This window comes from Streptomyces sp. NPDC025651 (genome assembly GCF_055558735.1).
Genome location: NZ_JBVHLZ010000012.1, coordinates 152,774 through 166,392 on the forward strand (window position 1 = coordinate 152,774; position 13,619 = coordinate 166,392).

At 70.7% G+C, this 13,619-nt stretch carries 14 protein-coding genes and 1 tRNA gene; 12 read left to right on the top strand and 3 right to left on the bottom strand.

Annotation, left to right across the window (positions count from 1 at the left end):
• The first annotated feature begins 8 nt into the window (after positions 1-8).
• From traA to ACZ4D5_RS35035, 9 genes are all read left to right on the top strand, one after another.
• Positions 9-554 (top strand): plasmid transfer protein TraA, encoded by a 546-nt coding sequence (gene traA, locus ACZ4D5_RS34995; protein WP_467776519.1) that lies wholly within the window; start codon positions 9-11, stop codon positions 552-554.
• A gap of 61 nt (positions 555-615) precedes the next feature.
• Positions 616-2,619: a plasmid transfer protein TraB gene (traB, locus tag ACZ4D5_RS35000; RefSeq protein WP_467776640.1), complete on the top strand. Its 2,004-nt coding sequence runs from the start codon at positions 616-618 to the stop codon at positions 2,617-2,619.
• A gap of 170 nt (positions 2,620-2,789) precedes the next feature.
• Positions 2,790-3,233, top strand: coding sequence for a hypothetical protein (locus ACZ4D5_RS35005; protein ID WP_467776520.1), 444 nt, complete (start codon positions 2,790-2,792; stop codon positions 3,231-3,233).
• Positions 3,234-3,250: 17 nt separating this feature from the next.
• Positions 3,251-3,421 carry a hypothetical protein gene (locus tag ACZ4D5_RS35010; protein WP_467776521.1) on the top strand — a complete coding sequence of 57 codons (171 nt, stop codon included), beginning with the start codon at positions 3,251-3,253 and terminating at the stop codon, positions 3,419-3,421.
• Between the two features lie 89 nt (positions 3,422-3,510).
• Positions 3,511-4,422 carry a bifunctional DNA primase/polymerase gene (locus tag ACZ4D5_RS35015; RefSeq protein WP_467776522.1) on the top strand — a complete coding sequence of 304 codons (912 nt, stop codon included), beginning with the start codon at positions 3,511-3,513 and terminating at the stop codon, positions 4,420-4,422.
• Entirely contained in the window at positions 4,419-4,772 is a 354-nt protein-coding gene (locus tag ACZ4D5_RS35020) for a hypothetical protein (RefSeq protein ID WP_467776523.1), read from the top strand. Before ACZ4D5_RS35015 ends, ACZ4D5_RS35020 begins: the two co-directional genes overlap by 4 nt.
• Entirely contained in the window at positions 4,769-5,935 is a 1,167-nt protein-coding gene (locus ACZ4D5_RS35025; RefSeq protein WP_467776524.1) for a DUF3631 domain-containing protein, read from the top strand. The genes ACZ4D5_RS35020 and ACZ4D5_RS35025 overlap by 4 nt, the downstream gene beginning before the upstream one ends.
• Positions 5,936-6,113: 178 nt before the next feature.
• Positions 6,114-6,317, top strand: a complete 204-nt coding sequence (locus ACZ4D5_RS35030; protein ID WP_467776525.1) for a helix-turn-helix domain-containing protein — start codon at positions 6,114-6,116, stop codon at positions 6,315-6,317.
• Between the two features lie 63 nt (positions 6,318-6,380).
• On the top strand, positions 6,381-7,778 hold the full coding sequence (locus ACZ4D5_RS35035; RefSeq protein ID WP_467776526.1) for a tyrosine-type recombinase/integrase: 1,398 nt from the start codon (positions 6,381-6,383) through the stop codon (positions 7,776-7,778).
• 48 nt (positions 7,779-7,826) lie between these two features.
• Here ACZ4D5_RS35035 and ACZ4D5_RS35040 read toward each other — a convergent pair.
• Positions 7,827-7,900, bottom strand: a tRNA-Thr gene (locus ACZ4D5_RS35040).
• 209 nt (positions 7,901-8,109) lie between these two features.
• Between ACZ4D5_RS35040 and ACZ4D5_RS35045 the strand changes: the two genes are divergently transcribed.
• The 3 genes from ACZ4D5_RS35045 to ACZ4D5_RS35055 all read left to right on the top strand — a co-directional run bounded on the left by ACZ4D5_RS35045 (position 8,110) and on the right by ACZ4D5_RS35055 (position 10,685).
• On the top strand, positions 8,110-9,246 hold the full coding sequence (locus ACZ4D5_RS35045; RefSeq protein ID WP_467776527.1) for an ABC transporter ATP-binding protein: 1,137 nt from the start codon (positions 8,110-8,112) through the stop codon (positions 9,244-9,246).
• A 224-nt stretch (positions 9,247-9,470) separates the two neighbouring features.
• Entirely contained in the window at positions 9,471-9,929 is a 459-nt protein-coding gene (locus ACZ4D5_RS35050) for a hypothetical protein (RefSeq protein ID WP_362343746.1), read from the top strand.
• A 36-nt stretch (positions 9,930-9,965) separates the two neighbouring features.
• Positions 9,966-10,685 carry a nucleotidyltransferase family protein gene (locus tag ACZ4D5_RS35055; protein WP_467776528.1) on the top strand — a complete coding sequence of 240 codons (720 nt, stop codon included), beginning with the start codon at positions 9,966-9,968 and terminating at the stop codon, positions 10,683-10,685.
• Positions 10,686-10,776: 91 nt separating this feature from the next.
• Here ACZ4D5_RS35055 and ACZ4D5_RS35060 read toward each other — a convergent pair whose 3' ends face one another.
• Both ACZ4D5_RS35060 and rlmB read right to left on the bottom strand, forming a co-directional pair.
• Positions 10,777-12,423 (bottom strand): DoxX family protein, encoded by a 1,647-nt coding sequence (locus ACZ4D5_RS35060; RefSeq protein WP_467776529.1) that lies wholly within the window; start codon positions 12,421-12,423, stop codon positions 10,777-10,779.
• 155 nt (positions 12,424-12,578) lie between these two features.
• Entirely contained in the window at positions 12,579-13,520 is a 942-nt protein-coding gene (rlmB, locus tag ACZ4D5_RS35065; RefSeq protein WP_467776530.1) for a 23S rRNA (guanosine(2251)-2'-O)-methyltransferase RlmB, read from the bottom strand.
• Between the last annotated feature and the right edge of the window lie 99 nt (positions 13,521-13,619).

The following is a 13,619-nucleotide window of genomic DNA, read 5'->3' on the forward strand; positions in this document are numbered from 1 at the left end:
GAGACCCGATGGCTCGCACCACCAACGGCCAGCGCCAGCAGCCGACGACGAACGATGCCAAGACCGGCAAGTTCGCCAACGCCGGGGCCGCCGCCGGCGGCTTCGTCGGCGCCATGGGCGGCAGCTTCGTCCCGCCCATCAACGTCACCGTGAACAACAACAAGACTGCGGCCCGCGCCAACGGGGGCCGCCCGCACTCCGACTCCCTGCTGCCCGCCCCGGAGTTCACCTCCCCCGCGCAGGTGCGCAACTACTGCAACACCCTGCGCGCCGCCGGGGTGACGCTCTCCATCGAGGTGGCCATGGGCGTGGAGATCCTCAAGGGCGTCCTCGAAGCGGTCCCCGACCCCGAGGGCCGCGCGTTCGGCTCCAAGATCCGGGCGCGGAAGGTGGCCCGCAAGCTCGCCAAGTCCGCCGATGCGCTGCGGGATGCGGCCAAGAACGCCGCCGCCTGCTACGCGGTCTTTCAGCAGGAGTACGAGGAAGAGATCAACCGCGTCCGTCACCGCGCCCGCAAGCCGCAACAGCCGGTCATGAACTGGGCCCAGCAGTAAGGGAGGAAGAGCCATGATGCGACGCAGCGACGTCGACGAGCAGCAGCAACTCCTCCGGCTGATGGAGGCCCAGCGGGGCAACGCGGACGGCGGCGGGATCGGTGCCTACCTCCTGCACCGCGCCAAGCCCCACATCCCCCCGTGGCTGGCCATGGGCGGCACCGGCCTGGCCGGAGTGCTCGGCAACTGGCGGTGGGGCGACAGCACCGCCGCCGGGGTCGGACTCACGCTGGCGTCGGTGGCCCTGTCCGGCGGCGCCTACGTGATCGGCAAGACCACCAGCAAGCAACGCCGCCTGCACAGCGCGCTGACCACCGGGCTCGGGTCGGCGTGGCTGACCGCCGCGTGCCTGGCCGGACCCACCGCCGGACCGCTCGATGACCTCTACCTGATGGGCGGGCCCGCGCTCGCGCTCTCCTGGAACGTGCGCATGATGATGCGCCACAACCCCGAAGCCGGTGCCGGAAGTTCGGACGGTGGCCTGCTGGAGAAGGTGGGTCTGGCGGGGGCGAAGTTCGGGGCGACGAAGGTGGAGCCGAACAAGGTCACCGCCTCCCTCGCGTTGGAGCCAGGCGAGCAGACCAACGACGACGTGTCCAAGTCGCTGGCCCGCCTCGCCTCCGCCCTGGACCTGCCCACCTCCGCGGTGCGCTACCAGGCCGACCCCGGCTCGGCCCGCCGCGGCGAGCTGGTCATCGTCCCCGAGGACATGCTCGCCCAGCCCGTGCAGTGGCAGGGCCCCTCCAACGTGGGCGGCTCGATCGCCGACCCGCTGGTCATCGGCCGCTACGACGACGGGTCCCCGCTGCTGCTGTGGCTGCCCGGCAACCCGGAGGCGGGCCGCAACAGCACGCATGTGCTCATTGCGGGCGGCACCGGCTCGGGCAAGGGCGACACCGCCCTGAACGTGCTGACCGAGATCCTCTCCCGCACGGACGTCATCGTCTGGTTCTCCGACCCCAAGGAGTTCCAGGACTTCGCCCCGCTACGGCCGGGCATGGACTGGCCGGCCGGAGGCGGCACGGACACCGAAATCCTGGTCGAGGGCGTCAAAGCGGCCATTCCTGCCCGCACGCGCTGGCTGGGAGCACACGGCTACCGCCAGTGGGTGCCCGAGGCCGCCCAGGAGCAGACCAGCACCAAGCACACCTGCCGCAGCGACGGGCGGGCGTGCGGCTGTGCGGGCATGCCGTTCCTGGTCGCCTGGTTCGAGGAGGCCGCCAACACCCTGCGCAACCTGGGCGACGACGCGTTCACCGGCATCGCCCAGGAAGCCCGCTCCGCCGGGGTCTCCTTGGTCGTCTCGCTGCAGCGGCCCTCCTACGACCAGATGTCCACCAGCACCCGCGCCTCCATCCCCTCCGTCATCGCGCTCGGCTGCGACCCGCGCGATGAGGGGTTCTCCCTGCCGGACGCGGTGCTCGACGCGGGCGCGCATCCGGGCGCGTGGGGCAACCGCCGCCCCGGCTACTGCTACGTCGTCTCGCCCGGCATCGATGAGACCAAGTACGCCGCCCCGGGCCGCACGTCACAGTTCACCGTGAAGGCCGTGCCGGTCATGGAGATGCTCGCGCAGTGGGCACTGCGCAACGGCGCCACCGCGGACCCCATCACCACCGGCGCGGCCCGCAGCGTCGCCGGGACCGCCTACACCGGCCGCACCCCCGACACCGGACACCGGCCCACCACGGCCGATGCGGAGGACGACGACATGGACGACACCAGCACCGGTCTGAACGTCGATCCGGAGGACGCGGACATCGACCCGGAGGAAGAACTCCCCGAGAACCAGCAGGGCGACGACACTCCGATCTTCGACCAGGGCACCGGCCGCAAGCCGTCCCCGGAGGAGGCGCGACGGCTGTTCGCTCAGGCGCTGGAGGAGTTCGAGCGCGCCGGGCAGATGGTCGTGGGACCGGTCGACTTCAAGGACTGGTGCGACGCACACGGGCTCTCCCGCCCGTGGGTGTCGGGCCAGCTGAAGGAGGCCTACCTCGAAGGCCGGTTGCAGGAGACCAGCAAGACCGGCCGGTGGCGCATCGTCCCCACCCTGGCCGCCGCCTGACACCTGTCTGACGCCTGACACCGTCACGCGGCCCTGACACCCAAACCCCTAGGCAAACCCGGTGTCAGAAACGCGTGACGCCCTGCTCTGACACCGCCTGACACCTGTCCTGACACCCCGAGCCCGCGCCACTCCTGGCGCGGGCCCACTGGCCATCCGAGGGAGACCTCATGGACCACCACGAGCGGCCCACGGCCGTCGAAGTCCACCACCCCATACCCATCACGCCCGCCGCCCCTCTCGTCCCGGTGCAGTCGGGCCACGTCCCCGCGGTGCAGAGCATCGTCCTGCCCAACGGACAGATCGCCACCGGCTACACCCTCACCCCCACCCCGGCATCCACGCCCGCCCCGGCTCCCCAGGCGGCTGTGAGCCGGACCGCGGTGAACATCGCGCTCGGAGGCATCGGCTTCGCCGGGGTCTGCGGCGGCCTGGCCCTGGCCGCCGCCTTCATCACCGCACTCGCCGCTCTCGTCCAGCAGCTCATCATCCTCGCCGCGGTCATCTTCGGCGGCTTCATCGCCGTGCAGCTCTTCCGCACCGGCCCGCGCAGCGGCGGGACGACGGTCAACATCCGCAAGGCCGTCTTCAAGCGCAACCACTTCCACGGCTGACTAAGGAAGGACCTCACGTGTTCGACGAGGACGAGCAGTACTGCGACGACTGCGCCGACTACGGCTGCCCCGGTCACAGCTTCTGCGACCAGTGCTGCGACGACATCTGCAACGAGTGCGGTGGCTGCTCCTGCCCCGAGAGCGAGTGCCCCGGCTACCTCGCCCACTACACCGGCACCGACTACTAGCTACGCCAAGGGCGGCCCCCGCATCTCGCCAAAGAACCGGGGCCGCCCTTGTCAGCCAGTACCCAACTCAGGAACTGGAGGACTCCAGCATGACCCAACCCACCACCGACAGGCGAGAGGCCCTGTTAGGCGCAGCTCTCAGCGCTGCTGAACACGGTTGGCACGTCTTTCCCCTCCGTCCTGGTACGAAGCGGCCCGCCCTGCACGGCGAAGCGGCCTGCCCTCGTACCGGCTCGTGCGTCGACGGCCACGTGAAGTGGGAACAGCGCGCCACCGTCGACCCCGAACGCATCCGCACCGCGTGGGCGCGAGCGCCGTTCAACGTCGGTATCGCCACCGGCCCTTCCGGTCTGCTGGTCGTCGATCTCGACATGCCCAAAGGCAAGGGCAGTTCGGATGCGCCGTGCGGCGCAACGACCTTTGAGGCGCTCTGCGAGCGCGCCGGACAGCCCGTGCCCACCACCTACCGGACCCGGACCGCGAGCGGTGGGGCGCACCTGTACTTCACCGCCCCCACCGGCGTCCGGCTCGCCAACACCGCGGGCACCCTGGCCCCGTTGGTCGACACCCGCGCGTGGGGCGGCTACGTCGTCGCCGCGGGCAGCATCACCCCTGCCGGAACCTACGAGGCCTTGGGCGCCCACGACGTGGCCCCGTTGCCCGCATGGCTGCTGCGCCTGCTGCAACCGGCCCCCGGTCGCCCTGCCGAGCCACTTCGCCTTCCCGCGGTCAGCGGTACTCGTGCCGCTCTGGCCGCGCTGGAAGCCGAGTGCGCGGTGGTCGGCGCAGCGCCGGAATCGCGACGCAACATCGTCCTCAACCGGTGCGCCTTCAAGGTGGGGCGCTTCGTCGCGTGGGGCGACCTCCCCCGGCACGTGGTGGAGGAGGCCTTCCAAGGGGTGGGAGAGGCCCACGGACTCACCGCTGCCGAGTGCCGCGCCACCATCCGCAGCGCCCTGGACGGCTCCCTCCGCAAAGCCCGCCCCCGGGAGACGGCATGAGCACCCCACCCCGCCTCCCCTTGGAAGGCCAGCCTCCCGCCGCGGCAAAGCTTCGCGCCGCCGAACCGGCCGCGCCGCAACGGGCCGTGGGCGCCCCGAAGGGCGTCGCCGAAGGCGTCCTTTCAGCTCTTCGCCCTGACCCGCAGACCGGAGACGGCCGCTACCCCATCGCGTGGCTGCACATCTGCGCCCCGCGAGGCACGGTCCCCACCGCCACCTCGACGTGCGAGTGCGGTCGTAACCGCAGCGCCGTGGGCCACGGCAAGGTGCTCGCCCTCATCGACGACCACACCGCCCACCGCGACACCTGCCCCCTCCGCAACCCCCAGGAAGGACGGGCCGCCGCATGACCGACCAGCCCACCGCCCCGCCCACTATCGACGGGGCCGCACTCCTCGACGAGGTGGAAGCCTTCCACCGCCGCTTCAACGTCTTCCCCACCGAAGCCGGATACGTCGCAGTCACCCTGTGGGACGCACACGCGCACCTGCTCGACGCCTTCGACTCCACCCCCCGCCTGGCGTTCCTCTCCCCCGAGCCGGGCTCGGGGAAGTCGCGGGCCCTGGAAGTCGTCGAAACCCTCGTGCCGCGCGCCATGGCAGCCGTGGACGCATCCGCCGCCGCCCTCTTCCGGTCCGTCTCCGGAATCGACGGGGGCCGCCCCACCATCCTGTTCGACGAGATCGACACCATCTTCGGCCCCAAAGCCGGAGAGAACGAGCAGCTCCGCGGCTTCATCAACGCCGGACACACCCGCGGACGCGACATGTACCGCTGCGTCGGGGACGGCGCCAACCAGCAAGTACAGGGCTTCCCCTCGTACTGCGCGGTCGCGGTCGCAGGACTCGGCAAGCTACCGGACACGATCATGACCCGCGCCGTCATCATCCGCATGCGCCGCCGGGCTCGGAACGAGAAGGTGGAGGCCTTCCGCACCCGCATTCACGTGAGCGAGGGCAACAAGCTTCGCGACCGGCTCGCCACCTGGGCCGAGGCCATCCAGGAGCAAGTCACCGACGTCTTCCCGGAGATGCCCGAAGGCGTGGCCGACCGGCCGGCCGACGTGTGGGAGCCGCTGCTCGCCATCGCGGACGCGGCCGGTGGCCACTGGCCCAAGCGCGCCCGTGAAGCCTGCCTCGCCCTGGTCAAGGCCTCCCGCGCCAACGACAAGGGCAGCATCGGCATCCGTCTCCTCACCGACCTGCGCGATCACGTCCTGATCGGCATCGACCGGCTTCCCACCGTCGCCATCCTCGACCGGCTCAACGCCATGGACGACGCCCCCTGGGCCGACCTGAACGGCAAGCCCCTCGACAACCGGCGCCTGTCCCGGATGCTCGGTGAGTACGTCACCACCGACGGAGACCCCATCACCTCCCGCAACATCAAGACCGGCGGCGGAGTCCTCAAGGGCTACTACGCCTCCGATCTGCACGACGCCTGGCAGCGCTACTGCCCTCCACCCCCGGAAAGTCCGCTACTTCCGCTACCCGAGGGCGAAAACGCCGCCTGACCTGCACAGACCCGGTAGCGGATAGCCCTGCGCCATCCGCTACCGAACAGCGTCTATCCGCTACCGCTACCTCCTGCCGCTACCTTCCACAGGCCCCTGACCTGCGAGGTAGCGGCGGTAGCGGAAGTAGCGGACTTCCCAGAAGGGTCCCGGACGACCTGCCGAGGAGGCACCCCGGATGAGTACCGCGATCGCTGCCCCCGTCGACCGGCTGCTTTACAAGCCGGAGGAGGCCGCCGAAGCGCTCGCTATCGGCCGCTCCACCGTCTACGAGCTGATGGCCGAAGGCGCCCTGAAGTACATCAAGTTGGGCCGCACACGCCGCATTCGCCGCACGGACCTGGAGGCATACGTGGAGAACCTCGCCCCGCTGCCCGCCTGATCCTCGTACGCCCTGAGGCGCCCCGGGCACTCCGCTCGGGGCGCCTCCCGCATGGAGGCCCACATGAGCCCGCGCAAGGCCAACAACGAGTCGTCCATCTACTTCGGCTCCGATGGCTGGTGGCACGGCCGCGTCACGATGGGCGTGAAGAACGACGGAAGCCCCGACCGCCGCCACCGCCGCGCCAAGACCGAACCCGAGATCAAGCGCAAGGTCAAAGAGCTGGAACGGCAGCGCGACCAAGGCCGTGCACCCACCGCTGGCCGCAAGCCGACCGTCGCGGCGTGGATGGAGACCTACCTCACCGACATCGCCAGCCTGAAGCTCAAGCCGCGCTCGCTCGACGACTACTGGTCCAAGACCCGCAACGACATCGTCCCCGGCGTCGGCCAGCACCGCGTCGACAAGCTGCAACCTGAGCACCTGGAGCGGATGTACCGCGCCATGCTCGATGCCGGACACGCCCCCTCGCACGTGCTGAAGGTGCACCGAATCCTGTCCCGCGCCCTGAAAATCGCCCACCGCCGCCGCCTCATCAGCGAGAACGTCGCCACCCTCGTAGACCCTCCCAGCGTCGACGAGACCGAGGCGAACCCCTTCACCAAGGAGGAGGCCAAGGCCTTCCTCGAAGCAGCCGCCAAGCGCCCCACCTTCATGCGCTGGATCGTCGGCGTCGGCATGGGGTTCCGGCAGGGCGAGACCCTCGGTTTGCGCTGGCCGTACGTCGACCTGGAAGCGGAGCTCTTCCACCCCAAGTGGCAGCTCCAGCGCCTCACTTGGCGGCACGGATGCGACGACCCGCACGCCTGCGGAGCGCGCCGCCACCGCTTCACGCCGTGCCCGCCGAACTGCACCGCACATGGGGGTTACAAGCGCGGCTGCCCGAAGCCCTGCACCAAGACGTGCACGAAGCACGCGAGCATCTGCCCCCAGCGCAAGGAGGGCGGTCTCGTCTTCACCCGCCCCAAGACCAAGAAGAGCCAGAACGCCGTACCGATCCCACCCGTCTTCGTCCCCTTCCTGCACGACCACAGGGCCCAGCAAGACGAGATGCGGTCCGCGGCTGGAGAGCTGTGGCAGGAGTACGACGTCGTCTTCTCCCGGCCGGACGGACGCCCCCTCGACCCGCGAGCCGATTACGAGGAGTTCAAGGAACTGCTCGCCGAAGCCGGAATCGACGACCGCCGCCTCTACGACGGAAGCCGCCACACCGCTGGCACGATCCTGAACGAACTGGGCGTCGACATGCCCACGATCATGGAGATCCTTCGGCACACCCAGATCAGCCAGACCCGCCGCTACGTGAAGGGCAGATCCCACCTGTCGAAGGACGCGATGCGGCGCATGGGCGAGTTCTTCGTGCCTGGTCCCCAGAACCCTTCCGAGGGCCCCACTGAGACCAGAACTGAGACCCCCGACACCCGCGCGGCCCGCTCCCGCCGACGCCGCCGCATCCGCTGAACGAGAAAACCCCAGGTCAGAGCGAATCTGACCTGGGGTTTCAGGATGAGCCCCCTGTCGGATTCGAACCGACGACCTACGCATTACAAGTGCGTTGCTCTGGCCATCTGAGCTAAGGAGGCACGCGCGGCCCTGTACGGACGCGCCCGTGCAGTGTAACCAACACCGCCCGGACGACCGTCGAAAATTTCCTCGAAGGTCACAGCACGCCGACTACTGACAGACCGCGGGGCTCCGGGGTACGGTCACGAGCAGTTCACCCAGGTGGACTACACCACTCCCTCTACTCGGATCGTCCGGCACGTTCCTGCCGGTGAAGGGGGCCCTCACCATGGCCACTGTTACGTTCGACAAGGCGACCCGGATCTACCCGGGCTCCGAGAAGCCCGCCGTCGACGGCCTCGACATCGAGATCGAGGACGGCGAGTTCCTCGTACTCGTCGGCCCGTCCGGCTGCGGCAAGTCCACCTCGCTCCGCATGCTCGCGGGGCTCGAGGACGTGAACGCCGGCGCCATCCGCATCGGAGAGCGCGACGTCACGCACCTGCCGCCCAAGGACCGGGACATCGCCATGGTGTTCCAGAACTACGCGCTCTACCCGCACATGACCGTCGCCGACAACATGGGCTTCGCGCTCAAGATCGCCGGCGTCAACAAGGCCGAGATCCGCCAGAAGGTCGAGGACGCGGCCAAGATCCTGGACCTCACCGAGTACCTGGGCCGCAAGCCCAAGGCGCTCTCCGGCGGTCAGCGCCAGCGCGTCGCGATGGGCCGCGCGATCGTCCGTGAGCCGCAGGTCTTCCTCATGGACGAGCCGCTGTCGAACCTCGACGCCAAGCTCCGCGTCTCCACGCGCACGCAGATCGCGTCGCTCCAGCGCCGCCTCGGCATCACCACGGTGTACGTCACCCACGACCAGGTCGAGGCCATGACCATGGGCGACCGCGTGGCCGTGCTCAAGGACGGCCTCCTCCAGCAGGTGGACTCGCCCCGCAACATGTACGACCGCCCGGCGAACCTCTTCGTCGCGGGCTTCATCGGCTCCCCCGCCATGAACCTCGTCGAGGTCCCGATCACCGACGGCGGCGTGAAGTTCGGCAACTCCGTGGTCCCCGTGAACCGCGAGGCCCTCTCCGCCGCAGCCGACCGCGGCGACCGCACGGTCACCGTCGGCGTCCGCCCGGAGCACTTCGACATCGTCGAGCAGAACGGCGCCGCCGCGAAGTCCCTCTCCAAGGAGACCGAGGACGCCCCGGCCGGCCTCGCCGTCTCGGTCAACGTCGTCGAGGAACTCGGCGCCGACGGCTACGTCTACGGCACCGCCGAGGTCGGCGGCGAGCAGAAGGACCTCGTCGTCCGCGTCAACGGCCGCCAGGTCCCGGAGAAGGGCGCGCAACTGCACGTCGTGCCGCGTCCGGGCGAGACCCACGTGTTCTCCACGTCGACGGGCGAGCGCCTCAGCGACTGAGGACCACCCAACTGCCTTGAAGGGCCCCGCACTTCGGTGCGGGGCCCTTCCGCGTACGTTTTTGCGTACGTTCGTGGGCAACCCCGGGTTGTCGACAAATACCCCGGCACAGCGGTCATTTCGCCCCTCCGGCGTCAACACCGAACCGGGGAAACCTTCTTCTCTGTCGCTCGACCGAGTGACTAAATGTCGCCAAATCATCACCGAGCGCTACGCTCACACGCGTGACGCACTCCGCCAACTACACCCAGAAGCCGCGCCGAGCCCACCGGGGCCCCGCCCGCCGCATCGGCCGCACGCTCGCCCTCGTCCTGCCCGTGATGCTGGTGCTTTCCGGGACCCTCGCGGTCACCAGCGTCAACTGGTCGGGGAATTCCTCGGATTCGATGCTCACCGCATCCGCCGACGACCTGTCCAAGCCCGCCAAGTCCCGTGCCCCGCAGGACGTCCTGCGCGACCGCCTTCTCATGGAGCTCCAGGAGAAGAACCCGGGCGTCGCGCTCACGCACCTCCAGCAGGAGGTGAACCGCCACCCGTCGCTCGCCCGCCACTGCGTCGCGATCGCCCGCGCCCTCGGCCGCGCCGCCGTCCAGGCCTACGGCCCCAGCCGCGCCCAGTCGTACGCGCGCCCCGTCTGCGACACGTCCTTCGCGACGGGCGTGGCCGCCCACCAGAACGGCTGAGCGGCCCTGCCCGTACCGCCGCGTAGGGTTTCGGGCATGACCACGCTGAAGCCCACGCAGGCTGTCGTCCTGGCCGGAGGCCAGGGTTCGCGCCTCCGCCCGTACACCGACGACCGGCCCAAGCCGATGGTCGAGATCCCCGGCACGGGGACCCCGATCATCGGCCATCAGCTTGCCTGGCTCGCCGAAGAGGGCGTCACGGACGCCGTCGTCTCCTGCGGCCACCTCGCCGAGGTCCTCCAGGAGTGGCTCGACTCCGCCGACCTCCCGCTGAACGTCACCACGGTCGTCGAGAAGGAGCCCCTGGGCCGCGGCGGCGGCCTCAAGTACGCCGCCCGCCACCTCCCGCACGCGGACCAGCCCTGGTACGCGACGAACGGCGACATCTGGACCCGCTTCTCGCTGCGCGACATGGCGGCCTTCCACGCCGAGCGCGACGCCACCGCGACCCTCGCCCTGGCCCGCCCCCGCATCCCGTGGGGCGCCGTCGAGACCGACGCGTTCGGCCACATCACGGACTTCATCGAGGCCCCGCCGTCCCCGTACCTCATCAACGCGGGCGTGTACGTCTTCTCGGCCTCCTTCACCGCGCTCCTGCCGGACCTCGGCGACCACGAGCGCACCACGTTCCCGCGCCTGGCCCGCGAGAAGCGCCTGGCGGGCTTCCCGCTCCCCCAGGGCGCGTACTGGCGGGCGATCGACACCGCGAAGGACCTCACCGAGGCCGCCAAGGAGCTTGCCGCACAAGGCCATTGAGCCTTCCCGCGCACTCTTTCCCGCGTACGTGGAGGGGCCCCGCACAGTCACTGTGCGGGGCCCCTCCACGTACGTCACGTACGTACGGTCGTCAGCGGCCCAGGACGCCGCCCAGAAGACCGCCGGGCTCCTGGCCGCCGGAGCCGCCGCTGCCGCCGCCGGAGCCGCCCGAGCCGCCGCTGCCGCCCGTGCTGCCGCCGCCGGACGACGGGCCCGCGCTCGTGGCCGACGGCTGCTGCTGCTGCTGCGGCGCCGACTGCTGCGGCGGGGCCTGCCCCGCCGTGCTGCTGCCCTGCGTCTGGCTGGGCCTGCTGTCGGCACCGGAGCCGACCGTGCCGGTCTCGCGGGCCGTGCCCGGCGTCGTCGCGCCCTGCGAGGGGCTCGCGGAGCTGCCCTGCGTCGGGGCCCCCGAGGACGCGGACGGGCTCTGCGACTGCCGCCGCTCCTTCTTCTTCGCGGGGTCCTCGGGGAGCGGGGAGCCCGGCAGTTCGTTGCGCGGGGCCTCGCCCGGCCCGGGCACGGTGACCCGGTCCGCGTCCCGCACCGCACCGCCGAGCAGCGACCCGACGAGCAGCGTCAGACCGACCACGACGGCACCGACGAGCCCGCCCCTGCGCAGCACGCGCCGCCGCAGCTCCCAGATGTCGGCGCGCGGCCCGAGCGTGCGCCAGGCCTCGCCGGCCAGGCGGCCGTCGACGGAGTAGACGGGGGCGCCCGCGATGATCAGCGGCGACCAGGCGGCGAGGTAGATGATGTCCGGCGCGTCGTAGGCGGGGACGGTCTTCCAGCTGACCGTGACGATGAGCGCCGCCGAGAGCAGCACGCCGATCGACGCGGCGACCCGCTGCCAGAGTCCGAGGACCGTCAGCACGCCGACGATGACCTGGAGGAAGGCGATGCAGAGGCCGGCGCCCACGGGGTGCTGGAGGGCGAAGTCGCGCAGCGGCTCGGCGAGCGCCCAGGGGTGCAGCGAGTTGAGCCACTTGACCATGGAGCCGCGCTCGCCGCCGTCGAAGTAGACGGGGTCGCAGAGCTTGCCCATGCCGGCGTAGATGGAGATGAAGCCGAGGAAGACGCGCAGCGGGAGCAGCACGACGCCGAGGTTCATCCGGCGCCCGGGGTAGTAGGCGTGCCGCACGGGGTCGGCCCCGTGCCGCCGGACACGCTCCTCCTCGCTCTCCTCCCCCTCGTCGTCGTACTCGTCGAACTGGCCGTCGGCGTCGGCCAGTTGCTCGTCGTAGTCGCTGCTGGGCATCCGCATCTGCGGCAGCAGCCTGGTCTCGGGTTCGGGGGTGCGCGGCCCGATGACGCCGGGCGTCTCGGCGGTCTCGGGGCCGTCGTCGAGGTCGACGCGCGGGATGACCTGGGTGGCACCCCCGTCGTCGAAGGGCCCCTCGGCCGTTCGGCGTACGCCGGTGCCGCGCACGGCCTGCAGCAGTCCGGTCGCGCCGGGGTCGCCCGGTTCGGACTTCCCGCTCCAGACGACGGGCGCGCGGCGCTTGGTCGCCGTACCGACGACGGGAATGCGCACCGTCTCGTCGGTGGCGCCCAAGTGCCGTGAGATGCGCGGGGATTGAGTGCGCCCAGCGGCGGGGAGCTGCACGCGGAAACTCGCGTGATTGACGATGACCTGCGCCGGGTCGCTCGGCACCTTCACCATGCTCAGCGCGGGAGCATCGTCGAATCCTGACGAGCTTCCCCCCGTGGGTGTGCGGGGTGTTCTGGTGTCCACACTCATCTAACCGAGTGATGTGTGTTTAGGACACTGCCTTGACCACGCAGAAATGTCCGGGCCGCGTCAAAAGATCACCGCGGCGAGCACGTCGCGCCCCGAAGGGGCGCGGGGAACTGCGCGATCAGCCACGACGCAGCCGCAGTTCCCCACGAAGCGGCTCAGGCCCGCCGACGCGACGCCTCGTACAGCACGACACCCGCCGCCACACCCGCGTTCAGCGACTCCGCGCCACCCGGCATCGGAATCCGCACCCGGAAGTCACACGTCTCGCTGACGAGGCGCGAGAGGCCCTTGCCCTCGCTGCCGACGACGATGACGACCGGGCCGCCGAGGGCCTCCAGGTCACCGACCTCGTGCTCGCCGTCCGCCGCGAGGCCGACGACGGCGACGCCCGCCTTCTTGTACTGCTCAAGGGCCCGCGTCAGGTTCGTGGCACGGGCGACCGGCGTCCGCGCGGCGGTACCGGCGGACGTCTTCCACGCACCGGCCGTCATCCCGGCCGCACGCCGCTCCGGCACGACCACGCCGTGGCCGCCGAAGGCCGAGACGGAGCGGACGACGGCGCCGAGGTTGCGCGGGTCCGTCACGCCGTCGAGCGCGACGATCAGCGGGTCCTGGCCCTCGTCGAACGCGGCGGCGACGAGGTCCTCGGGATGCGCGTACTCGTACGGCGGGACCTGGAGGACGAGCCCCTGGTGGTTGAGGCCGTTCGTCATGCGGTCCAGCTCGGGCCGCGGCGCCTCCATGAGGTGGATGCCGCCGCGCTCGGCCGCGAGCTGCAGCGCCTCGCGCACCCGCTCGTCGTTGTCGATGAACTGCTGGACGTAGAGCGTGGAGGCGGGCACGCCGTCGCGCAGCGCCTCGAAGACCGGGTTGCGCCCGACGACCATCTCCGAGGACGCCTTGCCGCCGCGCTTGGGCGCGGGACGGCGACCGGCCGCCTTCTTGGCCTTGGCGTTGGCGATGCGGTTCTTCACATGCCCCTTGCGCATCTCGGCGGGCGGCGTCGGACCCTTGCCCTCGAGGCCGCGGCGCCGATTGCCGCCGCTGCCGACCTGCGCGCCCTTCTTGCCGGACATGCGGCGGTTGTTAGCGGCCATGACCTACCTGTCTGTCGTGATGCGTGTGCGCATACGTGCGTACGCGCACGAGGTGTACGTCTATGAAGTGTGCCGCCCGGAAGGCCGGGCGGCACATCA

Coding starts and splice junctions, on each gene's coding strand:
- traA (WP_467776519.1), top strand. CDS start 9: ATGGCTCGCACCACCAACGGCCAGCGCCAGCAGCCGACGACGAACGAT.
- traB (WP_467776640.1), top strand. CDS start 616: ATGGAGGCCCAGCGGGGCAACGCGGACGGCGGCGGGATCGGTGCCTAC.
- ACZ4D5_RS35005 (WP_467776520.1), top strand. CDS start 2,790: ATGGACCACCACGAGCGGCCCACGGCCGTCGAAGTCCACCACCCCATA.
- ACZ4D5_RS35015 (WP_467776522.1), top strand. CDS start 3,511: ATGACCCAACCCACCACCGACAGGCGAGAGGCCCTGTTAGGCGCAGCT.
- ACZ4D5_RS35020 (WP_467776523.1), top strand. CDS start 4,419: ATGAGCACCCCACCCCGCCTCCCCTTGGAAGGCCAGCCTCCCGCCGCG.
- ACZ4D5_RS35025 (WP_467776524.1), top strand. CDS start 4,769: ATGACCGACCAGCCCACCGCCCCGCCCACTATCGACGGGGCCGCACTC.
- ACZ4D5_RS35030 (WP_467776525.1), top strand. CDS start 6,114: ATGAGTACCGCGATCGCTGCCCCCGTCGACCGGCTGCTTTACAAGCCG.
- ACZ4D5_RS35035 (WP_467776526.1), top strand. CDS start 6,381: ATGAGCCCGCGCAAGGCCAACAACGAGTCGTCCATCTACTTCGGCTCC.
- ACZ4D5_RS35045 (WP_467776527.1), top strand. CDS start 8,110: ATGGCCACTGTTACGTTCGACAAGGCGACCCGGATCTACCCGGGCTCC.
- ACZ4D5_RS35055 (WP_467776528.1), top strand. CDS start 9,966: ATGACCACGCTGAAGCCCACGCAGGCTGTCGTCCTGGCCGGAGGCCAG.
- ACZ4D5_RS35060 (WP_467776529.1), bottom strand. CDS start 12,423: ATGAGTGTGGACACCAGAACACCCCGCACACCCACGGGGGGAAGCTCG.
- rlmB (WP_467776530.1), bottom strand. CDS start 13,520: ATGGCCGCTAACAACCGCCGCATGTCCGGCAAGAAGGGCGCGCAGGTC.